The sequence below is a fragment of the Amycolatopsis sp. NPDC114503 genome, assembly GCF_055633655.1.
In genome coordinates, this window is record NZ_JBVKDT010000008.1 from 1 (window position 1) to 22737 (window position 22737).

Annotated in this window: 22 protein-coding genes; 18 read left to right on the forward strand and 4 right to left on the reverse strand. The window is 69.6% G+C overall.

What is annotated here, in order from left to right:
- The first annotated feature begins 654 nt into the window (after positions 1–654).
- The 14 genes from secY (at position 655) to ACZ7OI_RS30930 (ending at position 9129) form a co-directional block, all read left to right on the forward strand.
- Entirely contained in the window at positions 655–1962 is a 1308-nt protein-coding gene (secY, locus tag ACZ7OI_RS30865; protein WP_470267641.1) for a preprotein translocase subunit SecY, read from the forward strand.
- The gene (locus tag ACZ7OI_RS30870) at positions 1959–2513 is read left to right on the forward strand and encodes an adenylate kinase (RefSeq protein WP_182894650.1); all 555 of its coding nucleotides are present in this window, start codon (positions 1959–1961) and stop codon (positions 2511–2513) included. Before secY ends, ACZ7OI_RS30870 begins: the two co-directional genes overlap by 4 nt.
- Before the next feature lie 44 nt (positions 2514–2557).
- Positions 2558–3334: a type I methionyl aminopeptidase gene (map, locus tag ACZ7OI_RS30875; protein ID WP_470268038.1), complete on the forward strand. Its 777-nt coding sequence runs from the start codon at positions 2558–2560 to the stop codon at positions 3332–3334.
- Between the two features lie 254 nt (positions 3335–3588).
- The gene (gene infA, locus ACZ7OI_RS30880) at positions 3589–3810 is read left to right on the forward strand and encodes a translation initiation factor IF-1 (RefSeq protein WP_004558881.1); all 222 of its coding nucleotides are present in this window, start codon (positions 3589–3591) and stop codon (positions 3808–3810) included.
- A 37-nt stretch (positions 3811–3847) separates the two neighbouring features.
- Complete coding sequence (gene rpmJ, locus ACZ7OI_RS30885) at positions 3848–3961, forward strand: 50S ribosomal protein L36 (protein WP_004558882.1); 114 nt, start codon at positions 3848–3850, stop codon at positions 3959–3961.
- Positions 3962–4158: 197 nt separating this feature from the next.
- Complete coding sequence (gene rpsM, locus ACZ7OI_RS30890) at positions 4159–4539, forward strand: 30S ribosomal protein S13 (RefSeq protein WP_009072337.1); 381 nt, start codon at positions 4159–4161, stop codon at positions 4537–4539.
- The gene (locus ACZ7OI_RS30895; RefSeq protein ID WP_009072338.1) at positions 4536–4721 is read left to right on the forward strand and encodes a hypothetical protein; all 186 of its coding nucleotides are present in this window, start codon (positions 4536–4538) and stop codon (positions 4719–4721) included. The genes rpsM and ACZ7OI_RS30895 overlap by 4 nt, the downstream gene beginning before the upstream one ends.
- Before the next feature lie 18 nt (positions 4722–4739).
- Complete coding sequence (gene rpsK / locus ACZ7OI_RS30900; RefSeq protein ID WP_009072340.1) at positions 4740–5144, forward strand: 30S ribosomal protein S11; 405 nt, start codon at positions 4740–4742, stop codon at positions 5142–5144.
- A 23-nt stretch (positions 5145–5167) separates the two neighbouring features.
- Positions 5168–5773 (forward strand): 30S ribosomal protein S4, encoded by a 606-nt coding sequence (gene rpsD / locus ACZ7OI_RS30905; protein WP_344270220.1) that lies wholly within the window; start codon positions 5168–5170, stop codon positions 5771–5773.
- Between the two features lie 106 nt (positions 5774–5879).
- Complete coding sequence (locus tag ACZ7OI_RS30910; protein WP_009072342.1) at positions 5880–6953, forward strand: DNA-directed RNA polymerase subunit alpha; 1074 nt, start codon at positions 5880–5882, stop codon at positions 6951–6953.
- Between the two features lie 42 nt (positions 6954–6995).
- The gene (gene rplQ / locus ACZ7OI_RS30915) at positions 6996–7538 is read left to right on the forward strand and encodes a 50S ribosomal protein L17 (RefSeq protein ID WP_470267642.1); all 543 of its coding nucleotides are present in this window, start codon (positions 6996–6998) and stop codon (positions 7536–7538) included.
- A gap of 72 nt (positions 7539–7610) precedes the next feature.
- The gene (truA, locus tag ACZ7OI_RS30920; RefSeq protein WP_470267643.1) at positions 7611–8447 is read left to right on the forward strand and encodes a tRNA pseudouridine(38-40) synthase TruA; all 837 of its coding nucleotides are present in this window, start codon (positions 7611–7613) and stop codon (positions 8445–8447) included.
- Positions 8448–8506: 59 nt separating this feature from the next.
- Positions 8507–8710, forward strand: coding sequence for a CopG family transcriptional regulator (locus ACZ7OI_RS30925; RefSeq protein WP_116202466.1), 204 nt, complete (start codon positions 8507–8509; stop codon positions 8708–8710).
- Positions 8707–9129 (forward strand): type II toxin-antitoxin system death-on-curing family toxin, encoded by a 423-nt coding sequence (locus ACZ7OI_RS30930; protein WP_470267644.1) that lies wholly within the window; start codon positions 8707–8709, stop codon positions 9127–9129. The genes ACZ7OI_RS30925 and ACZ7OI_RS30930 overlap by 4 nt, the downstream gene beginning before the upstream one ends.
- Before the next feature lie 56 nt (positions 9130–9185).
- Here ACZ7OI_RS30930 and ACZ7OI_RS30935 read toward each other — a convergent pair whose 3' ends face one another.
- Both ACZ7OI_RS30935 and eccE read right to left on the reverse strand, forming a co-directional pair.
- Positions 9186–9905, reverse strand: a complete 720-nt coding sequence (locus tag ACZ7OI_RS30935; protein ID WP_406640580.1) for a hypothetical protein — start codon at positions 9903–9905, stop codon at positions 9186–9188.
- 91 nt (positions 9906–9996) lie between these two features.
- Positions 9997–11229, reverse strand: a complete 1233-nt coding sequence (gene eccE / locus ACZ7OI_RS30940; protein WP_470267645.1) for a type VII secretion protein EccE — start codon at positions 11227–11229, stop codon at positions 9997–9999.
- Positions 11230–12060: 831 nt separating this feature from the next.
- On the opposite strand from eccE, the gene eccB reads away from it, so the two are divergent.
- The 3 genes from eccB to ACZ7OI_RS30955 all read left to right on the forward strand — a co-directional run bounded on the left by eccB (position 12061) and on the right by ACZ7OI_RS30955 (position 15153).
- Positions 12061–13695: a type VII secretion protein EccB gene (gene eccB, locus ACZ7OI_RS30945; RefSeq protein WP_470267646.1), complete on the forward strand. Its 1635-nt coding sequence runs from the start codon at positions 12061–12063 to the stop codon at positions 13693–13695.
- A gap of 91 nt (positions 13696–13786) precedes the next feature.
- A complete protein-coding gene (locus tag ACZ7OI_RS30950; RefSeq protein ID WP_470267647.1) occupies positions 13787–14095 on the forward strand; it encodes a hypothetical protein in 309 nt (102 codons plus the stop codon).
- Positions 14092–15153, forward strand: coding sequence for a WXG100 family type VII secretion target (locus ACZ7OI_RS30955; protein ID WP_470267648.1), 1062 nt, complete (start codon positions 14092–14094; stop codon positions 15151–15153). Before ACZ7OI_RS30950 ends, ACZ7OI_RS30955 begins: the two co-directional genes overlap by 4 nt.
- Positions 15154–15288: 135 nt before the next feature.
- On the opposite strand, the gene ACZ7OI_RS30960 is transcribed toward ACZ7OI_RS30955, so the two are convergent.
- Both ACZ7OI_RS30960 and eccD read right to left on the reverse strand, forming a co-directional pair.
- Positions 15289–16944 (reverse strand): S8 family serine peptidase, encoded by a 1656-nt coding sequence (locus tag ACZ7OI_RS30960; RefSeq protein ID WP_470267649.1) that lies wholly within the window; start codon positions 16942–16944, stop codon positions 15289–15291.
- 8 nt (positions 16945–16952) lie between these two features.
- The gene (eccD, locus tag ACZ7OI_RS30965) at positions 16953–18353 is read right to left on the reverse strand and encodes a type VII secretion integral membrane protein EccD (RefSeq protein WP_470267650.1); all 1401 of its coding nucleotides are present in this window, start codon (positions 18351–18353) and stop codon (positions 16953–16955) included.
- A 328-nt stretch (positions 18354–18681) separates the two neighbouring features.
- On the opposite strand from eccD, the gene eccCa reads away from it, so the two are divergent.
- Entirely contained in the window at positions 18682–22701 is a 4020-nt protein-coding gene (gene eccCa, locus ACZ7OI_RS30970; RefSeq protein ID WP_470267651.1) for a type VII secretion protein EccCa, read from the forward strand.
- The last annotated feature ends 36 nt before the right edge of the window (positions 22702–22737 follow it).

The window sequence follows — 22737 nt, forward strand, 5'->3', positions numbered from 1 at the left end:
GTGCTTGTCAAGGCGGGAAAGATGCCTTGACAAGCACCCCCGAACCGCAGGGAGGCTTCGTATCGGGGTGCGGGGGAGGGGCTGGGTGCCTCGATCGTTGGGGGCGTGGGTGCGGTCGGGGTGGCTCGCTCGTTGGGTGCGGCGGGTGCGGTTGGGTGGCTCGCTCGTTGGGTGCGTGGGTGCGGTTGGGTGGCTCGCTTGTTGGGTGCGGCGGGTGGTCTGTGAAGGGCTCCTTGAGGGAATCTGGTTCCGTGAGGGACTCCTTGAGGGAATGCCGGTCTGCGAGGGGAACCCTGGGGGAATCAGGGGCTGTAAAGGTGGCCCTCACGGAGCCGCTCGTCGGTGGCGTGGCGGTGTGCTTTCCGTGCTGTTGAGCCAAAGACCGCCGAATGGCGCGGGCCGAACAGGTGATCATCTCTGCTCCGGGCGGCCCTACCTGCGGCTCTTCGTCGGCGGGCTGGCTCGCGCTGAGACGTAAAACGCACACGCGCTGCGGGCGGCCCATGCGAAGCTGTTAGAGTCGGCGGCACGCTTCCGGGCCTGTTTGCCCTGAAGCGTTCCTGGCTTGCCAGTGAGTCAGACATCCCGCCGGTCTCGTACCGGCCAAGCCGATCGTCGGTTGGGACGACCGACGACGCCGAGGAGGTCCCCCGCGTGCTCAGCGCATTCCGCTCGGCTCTCGCGACGCCGGATCTACGCAAGAAGATCCTGTTCACGCTAGCCATCGTCGCGGTCTACCGGATCGGTGCAACCATCCCGGCTCCGGGGGTCTCGTTCGCCGCCGTGCAGGCCTGTACCGCACAGGCCGATCAGCAGGGCGTGTACCAGCTGCTCAACCTCTTCAGCGGCGGTGCGCTGCTGCAGCTGTCGCTGTTCGCGACGGGCATCATGCCCTACATCACCGCGAGCATCATTATTCAGCTGCTCACCGTGGTCATCCCTCGGTTCGAGGAGCTGAAGAAGGAAGGCCAGTCCGGCCAGAACAAGCTGACCCAGTACACCCGGTACCTCACGATTGCGCTGGCGATCCTGCAGGCCACCGGCGTGGTCGCGCTGGCTGACCGCGGCACCCTGTTCCAGGGCTGCTCGCAGCCGATCATCCCGGACAACAGCGTCTACTCGCTGACGCTGATCGTCGTCACCATGACCGCGGGCACCGCGGTGATGATGTGGCTGGGCGAGCTGATCACCGAGCGCGGCGTCGGCAACGGCATGTCGGTGCTGATCTTCCTGAACATCGCGGCCCGCATCCCGGCCGAGGGCGCCAACATCATCAGCAACGGCGGCGGCGTCGCGCTGGTCGTGGTCCTCGCGTTCGGCCTGGTGATCATCGCCAGCGTCATCTTCGTCGAGCAGGGCCAGCGCCGGATCCCGGTGCAGTACGCCAAGCGCATGGTCGGCCGCCGGATGTACGGCGGCACCTCGACCTACCTGCCGATCAAGGTGAACCAGGCCGGCGTCATCCCGGTCATTTTCGCCTCGTCGCTGCTGTACCTGCCGCAGCTGCTCAGCCAGCTGATCGGCAATCCGCAGAGCAACTCGGGCTGGCAGTCCTTCATTCAGAACTACCTGGTCAACCAGAGCAGCTGGGTGCACATCCTGCTCTACTTCCTGTTGATCATCTTCTTCACCTACTTCTACATCACGATCACGTTCAACGTGGACGAGCGTGCGGAAGAGATGAAGAAGTTCGGCGGCTTCATCCCGGGCATCCGGCCCGGCCGTCCCACCGCCGAGTACCTCAGCTTCGTGCTGGGCCGGATCACGCTCCCCGGCTCGCTGTACCTGGGCATCATCGCGATCCTTCCGAACTTCTTCCTGTCCCTCACCGGCAGCGGGAACAACCAGAACTTCCCGTTCGGTGGCACGGCTGTGCTGATCATGGTCGGGGTTGGCCTCGACACCGTGAAGCAGATCGAAAGCCAGCTGATGCAGCGCAACTACGAAGGGTTCTTGAAGTGACGCGACTGGTTCTCGTCGGCCCGCCCGGCGCGGGCAAAGGCACGCAGGCGGTGGCTCTGTCCGAGCAGCTGCGGATCCCGCACATCTCGACGGGCGACCTGTTCCGGGCGCACGTGGGCCAGGAGACCCCGCTCGGCCAGGAGGCCAAGCGGTACCTGGACTCGGGCGAACTGGTGCCGGACTCGGTGACCAACGAGATGGTCCGCGAGCGGCTGGCCGAACCGGACGCCAAGGCGGGCTTCCTGCTCGACGGGTTCCCCCGCAACACCAAGCAGGCCGAGGTCCTCGGCGAGATGCTGAGCGAGGCCGACACCAAGCTCGACGCGGTCATCCAGCTCGACGTGGCCGAGGACGTCGTCGTCGGCCGCCTCATGTCGCGCGGCCGCTCGGACGACACCGAAGACGTGATCCGCCGCCGCCAGCAGGTGTACGTGTCGGAGACCGCGCCGCTGCTGGAGTACTACGCCGACATCCTGGTGAAGGTCGACGGCGTCGGCGAGGTGCAGGAGATCTCGGACCGCGTGCTGAAAGCGCTGCGCGACCGCACGTGAATCTCGGAGGATTGCGTGTTCTGCAAGTGCTCCGCCGCGGGCGCATGATCGAGGTCAAGACGCGCGGCGAGCTGGAGGCCATGCGGGCGGCCGGACTTGTCGTCGCCCGCACCCTCGCCGCCGTGCGCGAACTGGCGCGGCCCGGGGTCAGCACGGCCGAGCTCGACGAACTGGCCGAGCAGACCATCCGCGACGCCGGCGCGGTGCCCTCGTTCAAGGGCTACCACGGGTTCCCGGCGTCGATCTGCGCGTCGGTGAACGAGCAGATCGTGCACGGCATCCCGTCGGACAAGCAGGTGCTCGCCGAGGGCGACCTGATCTCGGTCGACTGTGGCGCGATCCTCGAAGGCTGGCACGGCGACTCCGCGGTCACGCTGGAGATCGGCGAGGTCAGCGAAAAGGACCACAAGCTGTCCGCGGCCACCGAGCGCGCGATGTGGGCGGGCATCGAAGCCGTCCGCGCGGGTTCCCGGCTCACCGACATCTCGTTCGCCGTGCAGACCGCCGCGCGCCAGGCGGGCGAGGACGACGGCCGCGAGTACGGCGAGATCCTCGAGTACGGCGGCCACGGCATCGGCCGCGAGATGCACATGGAGCCGTTCCTGCCGAACGTCGGCAAACCCGGCAAGGGCCCCCGGCTCAAGCCCGGCATGGCGCTCGCGGTCGAGCCCATGCTGACCGGCGGCAGCGGCGAAACCCTCGAACTGGAAGACGGCTGGACGGTCGTCACCATCGACGGTTCGCGCGCCGCGCACTGGGAGCACACTGTCGCCATCACCGAAGACGGTCCCTGGGTGCTCACCCTGCCCGAGGACTCGTGAGCGTTTAGCCCGGTTAGAACCGGCTTCGCCACTCACAAGGGTCGACCTGCCACCCCGGTCGCCGGGCCATCGCACGGGTTGCGTACACTGTCAAGTCGGCGCGCTCATGCGCCGGTTCCAACATGCTCGTGAATTCTCGCGAACCACATGGACCCGGTGCCGAGTGTGGCCGAGCACCACCCAGTAAGCAAGGACTCGAGCTCAAAGCCGATCACGCTGTGCACATCAAGCGTGCATCAGGGATTGCGGAGGACATGGCTAAGAAAGACGGGGCCATCGAGGTCGAAGGCCGCGTGGTCGAGCCGCTCCCCAACGCGATGTTCCGCGTCGAGTTGGAGAACGGCCACAAGGTCCTGGCACACATCAGCGGCAAGATGCGGCAGCACTACATCCGCATTCTGCCGGAGGACAGGGTTGTCGTGGAGCTGTCGCCCTACGACCTCTCCCGTGGTCGCATCGTCTACCGCTACAAGTGATCACGCCAGAGCTGAGCAGAGCAGGAAGCAGGAAGACGTGAAGGTCCAGCCGAGCGTCAAGAAGATCTGCGACAAGTGCAAGGTGATCCGCCGCCACGGCCGGATCATGGTGATCTGCGAGAACCTGCGTCACAAGCAGCGTCAGGGCTGAGAACCGCACTGCAGCAGGCCGCTTGACGGCTACCCAACCTCCCCGTGCCTGCCGGACCGTGAAAGCGGTCCGGCGCACCCCCGGACTTCAGGCCGGGGCCGGGACACCCGCGGCGCAAGCCACGGGCACGACAGGCGAGTCGGTTCCGGAACCGGACGGGGAGCAGACCTGAAGACAAACTCGATAAAGGAGCACCAGTGGCACGACTCGCTGGCGTCGACCTCCCCCGCGAGAAGCGGTTGGAGATCGCGCTGACTTACATCTACGGGATCGGCCGTACCCGCTCGAAGCAGATGATCGCTGCTGCCGAGCTGAACGCCGACACCCGCGTCAAGGACCTCAGCGACGAGGATCTCGTCAAGCTGAAGGACTACATCGACGAAAACTTCAAGGTCGAGGGTGACCTTCGCCGTGAGGTGAACGCCGACATCCGGCGCAAGATCGAGATCGGGACCTACCAGGGTCTGCGCTGGCGTCGCGGTCTGCCGGTGCGCGGTCAGCGCACCAAGACCAACGCCCGCACCCGCAAGGGCCCGAAGAAGACGGTCGCCGGCAAGAAGAAGGCTGGCAAGAAGTGAGCACCCAGGGCAAGAAGGTCGTTCGCATGGGCGGTTCCGTCCGTCGCTCCACGGCTTGTGTCTCGCCCAAGGCGCTCTACGCCCGCCCGATGGCGCTGCGCAACCTCTACACCGACGCCGGATCCATCATCCGGCGCGGGCAGCAGGAAGCGGTCGCCGCTCACCAAGAGAACGCGCGTTAACAGGAGAACCCTCAGAACATGCCACCCAAGAGCCGCACTGCGGGGGCCAAGAAGGTCCGCCGCAAGGAAAAGAAGAATGTTGCGCACGGTCACGCGCACATCAAGAGCACCTTCAACAACACCATCGTCTCGATCACGGACCCGACCGGCGCCGTGATCGCGTGGGCGTCGAGCGGCCACGTGGGCTTCAAGGGCTCGCGCAAGTCGACTCCGTTCGCCGCGCAGATGGCCGCCGAGAACGCCGCCCGCAAGGCTGCCGAGCACGGCATGAAGAAGGTCGACGTTTTCGTTAAGGGCCCGGGTTCGGGCCGCGAGACGGCGATCCGCTCGCTGCAGGCGGCCGGCCTCGAGGTCGGCACCATCCAGGACGTGACCCCGCAGCCTCACAACGGCTGCCGCCCGCCCAAGCGGCGCCGGGTCTGAGGAACGGGGAGGAGTACTAAGAAATGGCTCGTTACACCGGCCCCGCGACGCGTATTTCGCGTCGCCTCAAGGTTGACCTCATCGGCGGCGACCAGGCGTTTGAGCGTCGCCCCTACCCGCCGGGCCAGCACGGCCGCGGGCGCATCAAGGAGTCCGAGTACCTCCTGCAGTCGCAGGAGAAGCAGAAGGCTCGCTACACCTACGGCGTTCTCGAGCGCCAGTTCGTCCGGTACTACAAGGAAGCCGTCCGGCGTCCTGGCAAGACCGGTGAGAACCTGCTGCAGATCCTCGAGTCCCGGCTGGACAACGTGATCTACCGCGCCGGCATCGCCCGCACCCGCCGTCAGGCGCGGCAGCTGGTGAGCCACGGCCACTTCCTGGTCAACGGCGTCAAGGTCAACGTGCCGTCCTACCAGGTCACCAAGTGGGACATCATCGACGTCAAGCCGAAGTCGGCCGGCACGCTTCCGTTCGTGGTCGCGAAGGAGTCCTTCGGCGACCGCCCGGTCCCGGCGTGGCTGCAGGTCGTTCCGTCGAACCTCCGCGTGCTGGTCCACCAGCTGCCGGAGCGCGCGCAGATCGACGTTCCGGTTCAGGAACAGCTGATCGTCGAGCTTTACTCGAAGTAACCGGTCTCTGCGACTGGTTACGGGGCGGCGGCGCCAAGGGTGCGCCGCCGTCACGCCATCCCTTCGACGTCATATGGCGGGCGTCGTCTGGAAAGGAAACTAAGAAATGCTGATTTCCCAGCGGCCGGCTCTCGGCGAAGAGACGGTCAACGAGACCCGCTCCCGGTTCACCATCGAACCGCTGGAGCCCGGCTTCGGCTACACGCTCGGCAACTCGCTGCGTCGTACGCTGCTGTCGTCCATCCCGGGCGCGGCCGTGACGAGTATCCGCATCGACGGCGTGCTGCACGAATTCACCACCGTTCCCGGGGTGAAGGAAGACGTCACCGACATCATCCTGAACCTGAAGGAACTGGTCGTGTCCTCGGAAGAGGACGAGCCGGTCACCATGTACCTGCGCAAGCAGGGCCCGGGTGAGGTCACGGCTGCCGACATCGTGCCGCCCGCGGGCGTCACCGTGCACAACCCGGATCTGCACATCGCGTCGCTGAACGGCAAGGGCAAGCTCGAGATCGAGCTCGTCGTCGAGCGCGGCCGCGGTTACGTTCCGGCCCTGCAGAACAAGCAGGCGGGCGCGGAGATCGGCCGGATCCCGGTCGACTCGATCTACTCGCCGGTGCTGAAGGTGACCTACAAGGTCGAGGCCACCCGTGTCGAGCAGCGCACCGACTTCGACAAGCTGATCCTGGACGTCGAGACCAAGCCGTCGATCACCGCGCGCGACGCGGTGGCCTCGGCGGGCAAGACGCTGGTGGAGCTGTTCGGTCTCGCCCGCGAGCTGAACGTCGACGCCGAGGGCATCGAGATCGGCCCGTCGCCGCAGGAGGCGGACACCATCGCCGCCTACGCGATGCCGATCGAGGACCTGGACCTCACCGTCCGGTCGTACAACTGCCTGAAGCGCGAAGGCATCCACACCGTTGGCGAGCTGGTCTCGCGCAGCGAGGCGGACCTTCTCGACATCCGGAACTTCGGCGCCAAGTCGATCGACGAGGTCAAGCTGAAGCTCGTCGGCCTCGGCCTCGCGCTGAAGGACAGCCCGCCCGGGTTCGACCCGTCCGCGGCTGCCACCAGCTACGACGGCGAAGGCTGGTCGGAAGGGGTCGCCGGCATCGGCGGCGGGATTTCGGACGACGGCCACGACGATGGCCAGGACTACGCAGAGACCGAGCAGCTCTGAGGCCTCGTGCCCGGACGCTGTGAGCTGAACTAGGAGAAAGTCATGCCCACCCCTACCAAGGGAGCCCGGCTCGGCGGGTCTGCCGCGCACGAGCGGCTGATCCTGGCCAACCTGGCCACTCAGCTGTTCGAGCACGGCAAGATCACGACGACCGAGGCCAAGGCCAAGCGGGTCCGCCCGCTGGCCGAGAAGCTGATCACCAAGGCGAAGCGGGGCGACCTGCACAACCGTCGCCTGGTGCAGAAGGTCGTCCGGGACAAGGACGTCGTGCACAAGCTGTTCGCCGAGATCGGCCCGCACTTCGCGGAGCGCGCCGGCGGTTACACCCGCATCACCAAGACGATGCCGCGCAAGGGCGACAACGCCGCCATGGCCGTCATCGAACTGGTCGCGGAGAAGACCGTGACCTCTGAGGCCGAGCGGGCCCGCGGCACCAAGTTCGCCAAGGACGAGGTCGCCGCCGCTCCGGTCGCCGAGGAAGCCGCTGAGGCTACCGCCGCGACCGAAGAGGCTCCGGCTGCCGAAGAGGCCCCGGCCGCGGACGAAGCCGCTGCTTCGGACGACGCCGACGCCAAGAAGGACTGAGTCCTGCCGACACTGTCTACATCGGACGAGCCCGCCGCTCCCCACGGGGAGGGCGGGCTCGTTCGTCTGCGCTTGGACGTCAGTTACGACGGCACGGATTTCTCCGGCTGGGCCCGGCAGCCCGGCCGGCGCACCGTGCAGGCTGAGCTGGAGCAGGCGTTGCACCGCCAGCCGCCGGGGGAGTCGGTGCCGAAGTCCGTGGTCGTCGCGGGCCGCACGGACGCCGGAGTGCACGCGACGGGTCAGGTCGTGCACGTCGACGTCGTCCCGTTCGAGCCCGGTGCGCCGGGCCGGATTCCGGTGGACGAAAAGGGAATCCCGGACCTGACGCGGATGCGCGGCCGCTGGAACAAGCTTTTGCCCGCCGACGCCCGGGTACTCGAGGCCCGCGTGGCTCCGGATGGGTTCGATGCGCGGTTCTCGGCTATTCGCCGGCATTATCGGTATCGGGTCTCAGATGCCCCGTGGGGCGTCGATCCCTTGCGGCGCACCGACACTCTGGCCTGGGGCCGTCCACTGTCGACAGAGCGGATGAACGCCGCTGCCCAGTCGTTGTTGGGGCTGCAGGATTTCGCCGCGTACTGCAAGCAGCGCGAGGGCGGCACGACGATCCGCGAGCTGCAGCGTCTGGAGTGGACCCGGATCGACGAGCACCTGCTGGAAGTCCGGGTCAGCGCGGACGCGTTCTGCCATTCGATGGTCCGGAGCCTGGTCGGGGTGTTGCTGCTCGTGGGGGACGGGCGGCGCGGAACCGAGTGGCCGGGCGAGGTTTTGGCGAGCGGGGCGCGGGACAGCGCGGTCGCTCCGGCGCACGGATTGACGTTGACGGCGGTGGATTACCCGCCGGACGAGCTGCTGGCCGCGCGGGCGGAGCAGACGCGGAACGTGCGGTCGTCGACCGAGCTTTAGGCCGGGTCGACGGTAAAAGAGCAGGTCACTGATGATACCAAAGTGGTATCATCAACCTCATGGCGATGACCTTGCGGTTGAACGACGAGTTGGAGCGTGCGCTCGCGTTGCTTGCCGAGGCGGACGGGGTGAGCAAGCACGAAGCGGTGGTGCGGGCGATCGCGGACGCCGCGGCCCGCCGGGTCCGGGACGACCGGGTTCGCGACCTTTCCAGCGAAGGCCGTGCCCGCTACGCCTCCCTGCTTGATCGCCTGGCGCAGTGATCGACTACCTGACGCTCGACGATCTGCTCACGCTGGCGGGCGATCTCGGGGTGCCCCGGATGCGCGATCTGGGCTTGCTCGACGCGGCGGCGCACCGGCCGCAGTCCTCGCTGATGGGGCAGGACGCCTATCCGGATCTGCACGAGAAAGCCGCGGTGCTGCTGGAATCCATCGTCCGGAATCACCCGCTGATCGACGGGAACAAGCGGCTGGGCTGGATGTCGGTGTACGTCTTCTACGGGCTGAACGGTTTCGACCTGGACGCGCCGGAGGACGAGGCGTACGACCTGGTGATCGCGACCGCGACGGGGACTTTGCCGTATCAGTCGGTTGCTGACCGGCTGGCGGAATGGGTGAGCGCCATCGACCTCCCGCCGAATGTGAAGGTCTGGACCGAGGCCGAGCATCGCAAACTGTGAAAAGGCCTCCTTGCCGAAGTTCCGGCAAGGAGGCCTTTTCGATGTTCTGACGGTTCTCAGTCGCCGCGGCGAACCGGGCCGAGCAGTTGCTGTTCCTTCTGCGTCGTGACCAGCCGCAGCGGACGCCACAGGTTCGTGCCCAGCGCGACGACCTGGTCGTCCTTCAGCGTGGTCAGCTGGCGCATCATCTGCGGCGGCAGACGCCAGATGCGGGCGGCCAATTCGGCCTGTCCGGCGGGCAGTCGCTGCATCAGCACGAGATCCGCCGCGTTCGCCGTGGTGCCTGCCTGCGGGTGCAGGTACGGCAGCACGTACACCGTGGTCTGCCACGGCGACCGGGGCGGGAACAGGTCCTGCGGGGTCGGGCCGCCGTCGGTCACCACGAGCAGCGGGGCGTCCTCGGACGGGCGCGGCAGTTCGACCGGCGAAAGCCGGCGGATCTGCACCAGCGGCGACGGGCGCCCGTCGCGGCTTCCGGCGGCCTGCTGCAGCACCTGCCACGCCGCAGGACGTCCGGTGGCCACGACCACCCAGGCACCCGTCGCCATGGCGCGCATCGCGACCTGGCGGGCCAGGTAGAGGCCGCCGACGAGCACGATGCGGGTCGGCTGCGAGCGCAGCGCGGACACCGTCAGCGGTTCGCCCTTGAGACCGGAGCCGAGTACGACGCCGCCGCGGTCGCCGGACGGACTGATCGCGTCCAGCATCGCCGGGTCGACCGTGAATTCCGGGGCGACGCCGGCGTTTTGCCCAGCGTCCCGAACCCGAGCGCTCATGCCGCTCATGCCGCCGCCTCCTTGAGGAGTTTCACGCTGATTGCCCGCGAGGCGACGGCATGAATGACGATGATTCGCTTGCGAGCGGCGCTCATGCCGTCCCTCCGATCGGCAGCGTCGCGGAGAACGCCGAGACCTGCATGCCCTTCAACGGGGTCAGGTCGACGTCCAGCCGCTCCGCGATGCTCTGCAGCCGCTGGTCGGCCGCGTCCAGCTCACGCGGGTTGCGGGCGCTCAGCCGCACCACGCCGCGCAGGCCGATGCGGCCCTCGTCGGCGGACGGCGAGATCGCCATGGCGACCGTCGCGGACAGCGCGCGTACGCTGGTGAGCCCGTTGAGGCTGCCGCTGATCTTGCCCTTGGGCCAGCCGGTGATCGCGTAGCTGGAGTGCCCGATGCCGGCCGCGGTGACGCCGGTCCAGCTCTCCTGCAGGCTGACCTTCTCGTTCGAACCGGCGACCGCGGTGAGCTCGGCCGCCGAGATGCTGGCGCGCAGCAACTCGTCCGGGTCGAGCGGCCGGGTCGGCACGCCCTGGGATTCCAGCGCGTTGCGCACCCGCGACAGCGCACCGATCATCGCGCGGTGCGCGCCGACGACGCCGCCGCCGCGTTCCCGGATCGCCTCCGGGCAGCGCCGCGGGTCGAGCCGGACCGCGATCCACGTGGTCCGCCGGGCGGCCGCGGGCAGCGGGCCGAGCACCTCGAGGTAGGAGCTGAGCGCCGGGGCGTCCGCGGGCATCGCGGCCGAACCCGGGTAGCTGTGCCAGATCATCTGGATGGAGTCCAGCAGCACGCCGCGGTCTTCCAGGCACGGCGCGAGCGCGGACAGCGGAAGGCTGGGCGCGCCGCCTGCCTGGGAGATCATCGCCGGCATCGGCTCGACGAGCAGGACCGCGGTCCAGGTGCCGTCGTTCCAGGCGATGCCGACTTCCTGCCGTTCGTGGTCGACGGCGTGCGCCACCACGAGGTCCGGCACGGCCAGCCGCAGCAGGCTGACGCGCGCGTCCTCCGGGCCGGTGACGGCGCTTTCCTCGGCGAGTTCCTCGATGCTGGTCGGCGGCGGAGGGGTCGCCACGCGGCCGTGCGAGCGGAACCGGTACCGCAGCGTCAGCGAAAGCCACTGGGTGAACCAGCGTCCGCCGACGCGCAGGAACGCGAGGATCAGTCCGAGCGCCGCGACGCCGATCGCGACGTACTTGAGCTGCATGTTGATCGCGAGCAGCACGAGGCCGATCGCGACGCCGACTTCCAGCACGACGAGGTTGACCACGGGTAGCGGGCCGAGCGAGATGCCGCCGGAGCGCCGTCGCGAGGGCGGGGCCATCCGGAGCGCGGTCGCGGCGCCGCCGGTCGGTGCGGGTTCGCTGCTTTCGGGGCCGCCGCCCGGTCCGCCGGGACCGCCAGGGCCACCCGGGCCGCCGGGACCACCTGGGCCACCGGGTCCGCCGCCGCCGGGACCACCCGGTCCGCCGGGTCCGCCGCCGCCAGGGCCGCCCGGTCCGCCGGGGCCACCGCCGCCGGGTCCACCGGGTCCGCCCGGTCCGCCGGGACCGCCAGGTCCGCCCGGACGGGGACCGCCAGGACGTCCAGTGCGCGGGCCGGTAGGCCCACCGGGTCCGCCTGGCCCACCAGGACCTCCGGGATTGGGTCCGCCGGGACCGCCGGGCTTAGGACCGCCCGGGCCTCCGGGACCACCGGGGCCGCCAGGCTTGGGTCCGCCGGGCCCAGGCGCGCCGGGGCCGCCGGGCTTGGGAACTCCGGGCCCGGGAGTGACCGGCCCGCCAGGCCGTCCGGGACCGCCAGGTCCTCCGGGACCGCCAGGACCAGGACCACCGGGCCCGCCGGGAACGGGAGTGCGAGGGGGCATGCCGGGACCGCCGGGAGCCGCACCGGGTCCGCCGGTTCTGCCGGGCCGCTGCGGCGGACCCGGGGGACGTCCCCCGGGAGGCGGTGGCGGTCCCTGCGGACCAGGCGGACGTGGAGGCGTGCTGACGGACATCCGCGCGTTCTCTTCCCCTCGTGAGTGCTGCGTACCCGGAAAGCCGGTCCCGGGATGCCTGACCCTAACCGGAGTTGGTAGAAACCCCACACCAGACGGTCCCCGTACGGCTATCCTGCGGAACCGTACCGCGACGGGGAGGACTGTAGGTCGAGAATGCCATCAACACCCACGACTAAGTCTCAGGTTCAGGCATACAAGTTCGTCCTGCGCAGGATGCAGTCCGCGCTGGTCCGCCGCGACGCGGTGATGTTGCACGACCCGATGCGCTCGCACGGGCGCGCGACCGCGGTCGGCGTGATCCTCGGCGTGCTGGGCGCCGTCGTTTTCGTGCTGTGGGGCCTGTTGAGCCCCGCGCCCGCGGTGCCGTCGTCGGACAACATCGTGATCGGCGAGCAGTCCGGCACCGTGTACGTCGTCACCGGGAATCCGGCACGGCTGATCCCCACGTTCAACCTCGCGTCGGCGCGGCTGATCCTGATGGCGCAGAAGCAGCAGAGCACCCAGGGACAGCCGGGCGGCGGCCAAGGCGGCCAGCAGCAGGCGGCCGAGGTGAAGAACCCGACTGTCGTCTCCGATGAACAGTTGAAGAACATGCCGCGCGAGAAGCTCACCGGCATTCCGGACGGGCCGCAGCTGCTGCCGTCGGCGGACCAGCGGATCACCCCCAACTGGGCGGTCTGCGACGAGGTCGTGCTCGACACGTCGCTGCCGCAGCCGGACTCCGTCAACAAGACGAACACGGACGTGATCGCCGGCATCGACAAGCTGGGCGGCGAACTGCAGGAGAACCAGGCGCTGCTCGGCGACGCGGGCAACGGCAAGACCTACCTCATCTACCGGCTGCCCGCGACGCAGAGCCGGCAGAACGCGAACACCGTGCGCGCCGAGGTGCCGTCCGGCTCCAACGACCCGGTGCGGTCCGCGCTGCATTTGCCGACGAAGTCGCGCAAGGTGTCGCAGGCTTTGCTGAACGCGATCCCCGAGGTCACCAAGCTGACCCCGCCGCTCGTTGCCGACGAGGGTTCGACGCCGTCGAGCAGCTTCGACGGCCTGACCGTCGGCAACGTCTTCTCGACCCAGCCGACCGGCGGGGCGCAGGAGTTCTGGCTCATCGCGAAGAACGGCATCCAGAAGGTGTCGCCCGCGGTCGCGGACATCGTCCGCACGGCGAAGAGCGGCGGCACGGCCACCACGCCGACGCTGGGCCTCGACAAGATCAACAACGTCAAGGTGCTGCAGCAGGGCGACGCCGGCTACGTGAAGGTCGACAACTACCCGCAGGTCGTCCCGACCGTTCTCGACGCCACGCAGGGTTCGCCGGTGGCGTGCCTCGGCTGGACGCTCAACGCCGACCACAGCCAGGCGCACACCTCGGTCTACATCAACAAGCAGATCCCGGTGGAGAAGAACGCCGACGGCACCTCGAAGATCATCAGCGTCGGCAACACCGGCCCGAACGGCGTGCCGATCACCGGCTTCTACATGCCGACCGGGTACGGCGCGGTGGTGCAGTCGGCCACCGAATCGAGCGCGACGTTCAACAAGGGCCCGATCCAGCTGATCTCCGACCGCGGCATCCGCTACGGCGTGCCGGACGCGGCGACCGCGGAGGAGCTGGGGCTGAACAACCGGCTGCCGGCGCCGGAGTCGATCATCGGCCTGCTGCCGACCGGGGCGTCGCTGAACGTGCAGAACGTGATGAAGCAGTTCGATTCGGTGCCGATCGACCCGAACGCGGGCTCGTACAAACCGCAGGCGGCCGGACAGCAGCAACCCGCTGGGAACTGACGGCGGGTCCCGTCCGTCACACTCGGACACGCACCGGGTGAGCGGAGGGACGAACGTGGCAGCGCCGGGAAGCAGTCCGGGAACAAGCGCCGTGCGGATCGACGGCGCGGTCGTCGGCGGCTACGCGGCGAAAGTCGCGCGGGCGGCCGACGAACTGGAGACCGCCGCGGGCGAGGTGGGCGCGGGAGCGACCACCGCCGAGGCGTACGGCGAGGTGGCCGCGCGCCTCGGCGTGCCGGAGTCGTACGCACAGGCTTCGCAGGCGTTGCGCGGCCAGCTCACCGCCGGGGTCGCCGCGCTGAGGTCGGTCACCGCGGCGCTGGAACAGCTCACCACGGGCCACGCGGAGAGGGACGCCGACGCGGCTGAGCGGATCGAGCGCGCCGGGAGGATCTCGTGACGGAGCCGTCTTTGGCGTACGTGACCGAGCTCGCCCGCGAGCTGGGCGTGACGGATCCGGTCGCCGCCTACTACCAGCCGCTCACCGGCCGCTGGGAGGAACTGGACGCGGAGGCCGAGAGCCTGCGCGCCGCGGCCCGCACGGCGGCCCGGGTGTCCACGGATCTCGCGGAGGACCTCGGCCGGATCGACGCGTCGTGGTCCGGCCCCGACGCGGACGCGTTTGTCGCCTATCTGGGCGAAATTCGCGCCGCGAGCGAGGGAGCGGAGGACGCGCTCGACGCCCTCGCCGGTTCGCTCGACCAGCTCACCGAATCGCTGCGCAAGATCGCGGGCGCGGCGGAGGAGGTGCTGGTCGACGCTGCCGACCTGCTGTCCGAATCGGCGATGCTGCCCAGCGGCGGCGCTTCCCGGGCGCGTTCGCAGATGCGGGAGACCGAGCAGTCGCTGAAGTCCTTGCACGAGGCGGCGGAGGACGTGCTGCGCGAGTTCGGCCGGCTGTGCTCCGGGGTGGACGCTCCGGCGGGGAGCCCGTCGAGCATCGAGCTGCGGCACCACTATCCGGCGGAACAGTTCCGGCTGCACGACGCTGACGGGCCCGCGAGCGCTCCGGCGAATGTTGCGTCCGGGACCAGTCCGTCGGCCGACGCCGGAGAGTCCACAGTGGCCTCCTCGGCCTCTTCCGCGTCCTCTTCGGACGATTCGGTGAGCCCGTCCGCCGCGGAGACTTCCCACCACGGCAAGGAAACCGCCGCCGATCCACGGCTGGAGCAAGGCCAGGCGGGCCTCCCGCCCGTCGAACCGGTCGCCCCGGCTCCGCAGGGCGCGGCGGCGAATCAGGGCTCGGGCACGTCGATGATGCCGATGATGGGCTTCGCCGGAATGGGCGGCGGGGGCGGTGGCGGAGGAAGCTCGCAGCACAAGCCGAGGCAGCGCACGGCGGCGAAGACGTCCGAGATCTTCGGCGAGCCCGCGCAGGTGACTCCGCCGGTGATCGGCCAGGACCCGCCCGCGCGGCGGCCGGAGAAGGACGGGAAGCCGCCGAAACCCGGAAAATGACCAGGAAGGCCGCCGCCGCGACAATCGCGGCGAGCGGCCTTTTCCGTGCCCGAGACCGGGCACCCTCCCTTGCGGCTCAACCAAAAAGGCCGCTCCTCGCGACAATCGCGGCGAGCGGCCTCTTCGGTGCCTGAGTTATCGCGGAGGCGGTGCGCCGGACCGGTTCCGCCGGATCGTGTGCACCACGAACAAAGTGATCAGCAGCGCCGCCACCCCGCCGCCGGTGCCGGCGAGCGCGACGATCATCGGCGTCGAGCTGATGCCGTCGGCAGGCGGCAGCTTGGCCTCCTGCACCACCGGCTTCGGCAGCGCGAGGTTTCCGGTGTCGCCCGGCAGGTTCGCGGTGAGCGCGGCGACCGGGTCGATCACGCCGTAGCCGAGGAAGTTGTCCCGCCCGCCCGGAGCCGCCGGGTGCTGCGCGGTCGCCTTGAGCCGCTTGACCACGTCGCGCGCGTTCATGTGCGGGTACATCGAGCGGACCAGCGCGGCGACGCCCGCCACGTACGGCGCGGCGAAGCTGGTGCCCTGGATCGGCGACGGGTTGCCGTTCGCGATGGTCAGGTTCGCCAGTCCGGACGAGTGCTCCGCCGGGTCGAGCGACACGATCTTGGTGCCCGGCGCGGCGACGCCGACCCACGGGCCGTGCACGCTGAACGGTGCGACGCCGCCGTCTTCCTGGATGGCTCCGACGGACAGCACGTCGTCGGAGAACCACGGCGGCGTCACGACCGACTTCGGCTTGTTCGGGTCGGCCTGGTCGTTCTGCGGGCAGTTTTCCGAGACGTTGCCCGCGGCCGCGACGACCACGATGTCGCGCTCAGCCGCGTAGTGCACCGCGGCTTGAACCTTGCGCTCGCCGTCCTGGATGTCGCCGGGCGCGGTACCGGCGCGGCAGTGGTCGACCGACATGTTGATCACGCCGATCCCGCCGCGGTCGGCGATGCCGCGAATGATTTGCGCGAGCGTGTTCAGCGTGCCCGCGGTGCCCTCTTTCTGCAGTTGCCGGTTGTCGCCCTTGTTGTCCTGCTGCGGCGCCGTGCCGCTTCCGCTGCCGGTGCCGCCGCCCGAGGACGGGGGAAGCTGGTTGTTGCTGCTGCTCGGCGGGGGCTTCTGGTTGTCGCCGCTCGCCGGCGGCTGGCCGGTCCCGCCGGACGGGGGAGACGAGGGCTGCTGCGGGCTGTCGTCCTTGGCGTAGTTCTCGCTCAGCTGCCGGTAGGACACGATGTGCGCGTCCGGGGCCACGCCGATGAAGCCGACGTTCGGGTCCTGCGGGTTGCCCGCGATGATCCCGGCGACCTCGGTGCCGTGGCCGTCGCAGTCCTGCAGGCCCGGGTCCGCGCCGTTGTCCGGGTTCGCGACGTAGTCCCCGCCGCTTTCCACCCGGCCCTGGAACCACGGGTGCGGCGTGACGCCGGTGTCGATGACGGCGATCTTCTGCTTGCCGCCGACCGATCCGGTCGCCGCGCGGACGATCTCCTGCGCCTTCGGCAACTGCAGGTAGTCCTGGCCCCACGGGCGGCCTTTGATCTCGACGTTTTGCCCGAGACTGCGCTGGACACAGTCGTTTTTCTTTTTGTACGTGGTGTCCGGGCGGCCGGAGTCGGCGGGCGGCGCGTCGCCGGGACCCAGCGGCGGCGGAGTGGCCCAGGTGCCCGCGGGCGCGTCCGCCGTCTGTGCGGACGCCGGAGCGGCGGCGAACGGGGACAGCAGCCCGAGTCCGGCCGCGAACAGCGCCACTCCGGCGCGGCCGGGGAGGCCGAGCCTGCGGGGGAAGGAACGCCGGGAGCCCATCGCGCGGCTCACTTGAGGTTGAGGTGGCGCAGCGTGGAGTAGAGGTCCATCACGCCGAGGGCGAGCGGCAGCACCACGGCGATGCAGATCGCCTCGATGATCTCCACCGTGCGCCGCAGCGGCGGCGAGAAGCGCTGGTCCGGGAAGACCACGCCGACCACGAGGGCGGCCGCGGCGATCAGGATCAGCGCGCCGAAGACGTACAGCAGCCGCTGCTCGGCGGTGGCGGAGAAGAACAGCCAGCCGAGCAGGATGCCCGCCGCGGCGACCATGCCGGTGGTGAGCAGCGCGATGGCCTGCGCGCCGTTGGCGTAGGCACGGGCGCGCAGCAGCAGGACAAGCGTGGCGACGACGCCGAGGATGACGCCGAAGACGTTCGGGGCGGTGGCCGCGAGGATCGCCGCGCCGGCCGTGGTGGCTCCGCAGCCGATCATCAGGCCGGTCATGTAGTCGTGCGCGACCGCGGTGCGCTGCTCGATCGCCTTGTAGTCCGGGAAGCCGGTGTCTTCCTTCAGTTCTTCCGCGGTGCTCGGCACGTACGGCAGCGGGAGCTTGGCGAGCCAGATGGTGGCGCGCGGCAGGAACGAGATGCAGCCCAGCGCGACGGCGACCGTGCCCGCCGCGACCGCCGAGGTGTCAGCGCTGGTCACGAGCGTCGCGACGAGGAAAGCGAGCGAGCCGAACACGCCCGCGGTGGCGGTGGCGATGAACACCCGGATACCCGCGCCGACGACCAGAATGCAGACCGCCGAGACGATCAGCACCAGCACCGCGCCGAGCAAAAGGTTTGCCCGGACGGACAGTCCCGGCACGATGTAGAACCCGCTCACGAAAGCCAGCGGAAGGCCGCCCGCGGAGGCGATCAGCACGCCGGTGGCCTCGGCCTGGTAGGCCTTGGCGAGCGTGGCGCCGACCGCGACGCAGGCGATCGCGCCGAGGCCGCCCGCGATCGCCGGGCCGAGTGCGGAACCGCCGTAGAGGGAACCGCTGAAGAACAGGGCGAGCGCGGAGAAGAACAGGGCGAGCCCGCCGGCGACGTGGCCGAACCGGCGCGCGGTCTCCTTCGTCCACGGGCGGAAGGTGTCCGGGTCGGACTCCGCGATGGCGTCGACCACGTCGTCGTACATCGGCGGCGGCGGGTTCTCGTTCCGCTTGCGCAGTTGCAGCAGCTCGCCGTCGACCACGCCGAGGGACGCGAGCGTCCGGCTCGGGTCGAGCGGCGCGTCGCCGAGCTTGGCCAGCGCCCACCCGCCGTGCCGGGCCCCGCCGTCCGGAGTGACCTCCTTGGCCATCTCCAGAAGCATGGGCAGCAGGTCGGCCACCGCCACGTCGGCCGGAAGCGCGACGTCGATGCGTGTCGTCGGTGCGACCACCGTGACCCTGCTGAATACCGTCGTGCCCGTTGCCACTAGATCCCCCGCTCTGAAAGACAGCTCCCGGGGGAACTTATACCGAACCTGGTGACAGGTTTCAGCGCGTGTCCGCAAATCGTCGGCGAAAATACCCGTACAGGCCCGGTTAGGCCAGACCGACCAGCGGGTTCCTCCGCCTGGTCCGTTTACTGTCGGTGGTGGTCCTTACACTCGGGCGCACTGGGAGGACGGGCCCCGCCGGGGGCCCGCGGAGGGGGTGCGAGATGCCGATCCGGGAGTTGGCCGGATTTCCGGGGCGACGTTCGATAGGTTGTCCCGCGCACCCGGGTGCAGGCGTCGAGCAGGAATAGAGGGGTCCTTCGAGATGAGCACGCTGCAGTTCAAGAAGTCGCCGCGGCTGGCCGCGCCGCGCCCGCCCGGCGGCGAGGTGCATCTCGAGCCGCCGCCCGAGGTGCCCCGCACGATCCCGGGAAGCATTGTCGCCAAGGCGATTCCGGGCGTGATGATCTTCGCGTCGCTCGGGATGATGGTTTTCATGTTCACGGCGGGCGGCGCGAAAAACCCGACCACGATCATGATGAGCGGCATGATGCTGATGGGCACCGTCGGCATGCTCGCCGGAGGCGGCGGCAAGGGCGGCGGCCAGAAGAAGGCCGAGATGGACGAGGACCGCAAGGACTACCTGCGGTATCTCGGCCAGATGCGCGACCGCGCCCGCGAGGCGATGGTCGACCAGCGCGCCGCCCTCGAATGGGTGCACCCGGATCCGCAGTCGCTGTGGTCGCTCGCGGCCAGCCGCCGGATGTGGGAGCGCAGGCAGAACGACCAGGACTTCCTGCACCTGCGTGTCGGCCGCAGCTCGCACCGCCTCGCCACCCGGCTGGTCCCGCCCCAGACCGGCCCGGTGGACGAACTGGAACCGATCGCCACCCTCGCACTGCGCCGGTTCGTGCGCGCGCATTCGATCGTGCCGGACCTGCCCACCCAGATCACCCTCCGCGGGTTCGCGGCGGTCAGCATGCAGGGCGAGCGAAGCCGCACCCGCGCGCTGACCCGCGCGATGCTGGCCCAGCTGGTCGCCTTCCACAGCCCGGACGACGTGATGATCGCGGTCGCCACCGCGGGCCGGGCGAAGGAGGAGTGGGAGTGGGCGAAGTGGCTCCCGCACACCCAGCACCCGACGCTGTCCGACGGCATCGGCCAGCTGCGCATGATGGCAGGCTCGCTCAAGCAGATCGAAGACTGGCTGGACGAGGAGCTGCGCGACCGGCAGCGGTTCTCCCGCAACGCGACGCCCGCCCCGGACCAGCCGCACGTCGTGATCATCGTGGACGACGCCGAGGTCACCCGCGAGGAGCAGATCATCCTCGAGGAGGGCCTGGTCGGCGTCACCCTGGTCGACCTTTCCGATTCGGTCGGCAACCTCGCCGCCCGGCGCGGCCTGCGGCTCGTGGTCGAGGAAGACCGGCTCGGCGCGCGCAGCGCGGGCGGGGTCGAGTGGTTCGGCCGCCCGGACAGTCTCAGCGTGGTGGAGGTCGAGGCGCTCGCCCGGCTCCTCGCGCCTTACCGCGTCGGCGGGGGCGGCGGGCAGGACGTCAGCGAGGAAGAGCCGCTGCTGTCCAACCCCTCGCTGCTGGAATTGCTCAGCATCCCCGGCGACCCGATGACGTTCGACGTCCAGCAGGCGTGGCGGCCCCGGCCGATCCGCGACCGCTACCGCGTCCCGTTCGGCGTCGGCGAGTACGGCCAGCCGGTGGAGCTGGACATCAAGGAAGCCGCGGCGGAGGGCATGGGCCCGCACGGCCTGTGCATCGGCGCGACGGGTTCCGGTAAGTCGGAGTTCCTCCGCACGCTGGTGCTGGGCATGCTGGCCACGCACTCGTCGAGCACGTTGAACTTCGTCCTCGTCGACTTCAAGGGTGGCGCGACGTTCCTGGGGCTGGACAAGGCCCCGCACGTGTCCGCGGTCATCACCAACCTCGCGGACGAGGTCACGCTGGTCGACCGCATGAAGGACGCGCTGGCCGGCGAGATGAACCGCCGCCAGGAAGCGCTGAAGAACGGCGGCAACTTCAAGAACGTCTGGGAGTACGAGAAGGCCCGCGAAAACGGCGCCGACCTCGACCCGCTGCCCGCGCTGTTCATCGTCTGCGACGAGTTCTCCGAACTGCTGGCCGCGAAGCCGGACTTCATCGACCTGTTCGTCGCCATCGGCCGGCTGGGCCGGTCGCTGCAGATGCACATGCTGCTCGCGTCGCAGCGGCTGGAAGAGGGCAAGCTGCGCGGTCTCGACTCGCACCTGTCCTACCGGATCGGCCTCAAGACGTTCTCCGCGGCGGAATCCCGCGCGGCGATCGGCGTGCCGGACGCGTTCGAGCTGCCGTCGGTCCCTGGTGGCGGCTACCTGAAGTACGACACCTCGACCCTGGTGCGGTTCAAGGCTTCCTACGTCTCGGGCCCGTACCGGCCCGCGGGCATCAAGGCGGCCGGTCCGGCCGCCACGGTGGTGCGCGCCGACAAACGGCCGCAGCTGTTCGTGCCGGACTTCGTGGAGCTGCCGAAGGAACCCGAGCCGGAACCGGTTGTCGAGGAAGAAGAAGCGCCGAAGAAGCAGGAGTCCGAAGAGGCGGTCGAGCCCAGCGAGCTGGACGTCATCGTCAGCCGCCTGATCGGGCAGGGCCCGCCGGCGCACGAGGTGTGGCTGCCGCCGCTGAACGAGCCGAACTCGCTCGACACGATGCTGCCGAACCTCAACCCCACCGACGACCGCGGCCTGTCCCCGGTCGGGTTCTTCGGCAACGGCAGGCTGCAGGTGCCGATGGGCATCGTCGACCGGCCGTACGAGCAGCGGCGCGACTTCCTGTGGGCGGACTTCGCCGGTGCGCAGGGCCACGGCGTCATCGCGGGCGGCCCGCAGTCGGGCAAGTCGACCATGCTCCGGACGCTGATCATGTCGATGGCGCTCACCCACACCCCCGAGGAAGCGCAGTTCTACTGCCTCGACCTCGGTGGCGGTACCCTCGCCGGCCTCGCGGACCTTCCGCACGTCGGCGGGGTCGCGGTGGCCCGGCGCGAGCCGGACAAGGCCCGCCGGATCGTGGCCGAGCTGACCACGCTGCTGACCGAGCGCGAAGGCCGGTTCGGGGCGCTGGGCGTCGACTCGATGACGGAGTTCCGCAACCGGAAGCGCCGCGGGGAGATCACGCCGGAGCAGGACCCGTTCGGCGACGCGTTCCTGATCGTGGACAACTGGCGGGCGCTGCGCGACGACTTCGAGGAGCTGGAGACGTCGATCACGCGGCTGGCGACGCAGGGTCTCGCCTACGGCGTGCACGTCATCATCTCGGCCAACCGGTGGGCCGACCTCCGGCCGGCGATCAAGGACATGCTCGGCACGCGGTTCGAGCTGCGCCTCGGTGACCCGACTGAGTCCGAAATGGACCGCCGGATCGCGGTCAACGTGCCTGCCGGGCGGCCGGGACGCGGGCTCACCCGCGACAAGCTGCACCTGCTCACCGGTCTGCCGCGGATCGACGGGTCGAGCGACCCGGAGACGGTCGCGGCGGGCGTCGCGGACGCGGTCGCGAAGATCCGCGGGGCGTGGCGCGGCCGGGTGGCTCCGCAGGTGCGCCTGCTGCCGGAGATGATCACCTACGAAGAGGTCCTGCAGATCGACCAGAAGCGGGACACGAAGCTGGTCCCGATCGGCGTCAACGAGGAAGACCTGCAGCCGATCTATCTGGACTTCGACGCGGATCCGCACTTCTTCGCGTTCGCCGACGGCGAGTCCGGCAAGACGAACCTGCTGCGGCAGATCGCGCGCGGCATCACCGAGCGCTACACGCCGCAGGAGGCGGTGATCCTGCTGGTCGACTACCGGCGCACGATGCTCGGGTTCCTCGAGGGCGATTCGCTGCTCGGCTACGCCGTGTCGTCGGCGCAGCTGGACAGCATGGTCCAGGACGTGCACGGGTCGATGACGCGGCGGCTGCCGGGTCCGGACGTCACCCAGGAACAGCTGAAGACCCGGTCCTGGTGGACCGGTCCGGAGCTGTTCGTGATCGTCGACGACTACGACCTGGTGGCGACGCAGTCCACGAACCCGCTCAAGCCGCTGTCGGAGTTCCTCGCCCAGGCGAAGGACGTCGGCCTGCACTTGATCGTGGTCCGGCGCACCGGTGGTGCGTCGCGGGCGGCGTACGACCCGGTCATCGGCAAGCTCAAGGAGCTGGCGGCCACCGGCATGGTGATGAACGGTTCCCGCGACGAGGGCGTGCTGATCGGCAACATCCGGCCGAGCGCCATGCCGCCGGGCCGGGGCAACATGCTGAGCCGCAAGAACGGGAAGCAGCTCGTGCAGGTGTCGTGGATCCAGCCGGACTGACCGGCCGGGGAGGAGCCGGCGCGCTTGACCGAAGGG

Bases quoted from the DNA above. Each gene is read 5' to 3' on its own strand.
- rplQ (WP_470267642.1), top strand. From the start codon at position 6,996: ATGCCCACCCCTACCAAGGGAGCCCGGCTCGGCGGGTCTGCCGCGCAC.
- ACZ7OI_RS30960 (WP_470267649.1), bottom strand. From the start codon at position 16,944: ATGGGCTCCCGGCGTTCCTTCCCCCGCAGGCTCGGCCTCCCCGGCCGC.
- rpsD (WP_344270220.1), top strand. From the start codon at position 5,168: ATGGCTCGTTACACCGGCCCCGCGACGCGTATTTCGCGTCGCCTCAAG.
- eccCa (WP_470267651.1), top strand. From the start codon at position 18,682: ATGAGCACGCTGCAGTTCAAGAAGTCGCCGCGGCTGGCCGCGCCGCGC.
- ACZ7OI_RS30910 (WP_009072342.1), top strand. From the start codon at position 5,880: ATGCTGATTTCCCAGCGGCCGGCTCTCGGCGAAGAGACGGTCAACGAG.
- rpsK (WP_009072340.1), top strand. From the start codon at position 4,740: ATGCCACCCAAGAGCCGCACTGCGGGGGCCAAGAAGGTCCGCCGCAAG.
- ACZ7OI_RS30925 (WP_116202466.1), top strand. From the start codon at position 8,507: ATGGCGATGACCTTGCGGTTGAACGACGAGTTGGAGCGTGCGCTCGCG.
- map (WP_470268038.1), top strand. From the start codon at position 2,558: ATGATCGAGGTCAAGACGCGCGGCGAGCTGGAGGCCATGCGGGCGGCC.
- ACZ7OI_RS30935 (WP_406640580.1), bottom strand. From the start codon at position 9,905: ATGAGCGCTCGGGTTCGGGACGCTGGGCAAAACGCCGGCGTCGCCCCG.
- eccE (WP_470267645.1), bottom strand. From the start codon at position 11,229: ATGGCCCCGCCCTCGCGACGGCGCTCCGGCGGCATCTCGCTCGGCCCG.
- eccB (WP_470267646.1), top strand. From the start codon at position 12,061: ATGCCATCAACACCCACGACTAAGTCTCAGGTTCAGGCATACAAGTTC.
- infA (WP_004558881.1), top strand. From the start codon at position 3,589: ATGGCTAAGAAAGACGGGGCCATCGAGGTCGAAGGCCGCGTGGTCGAG.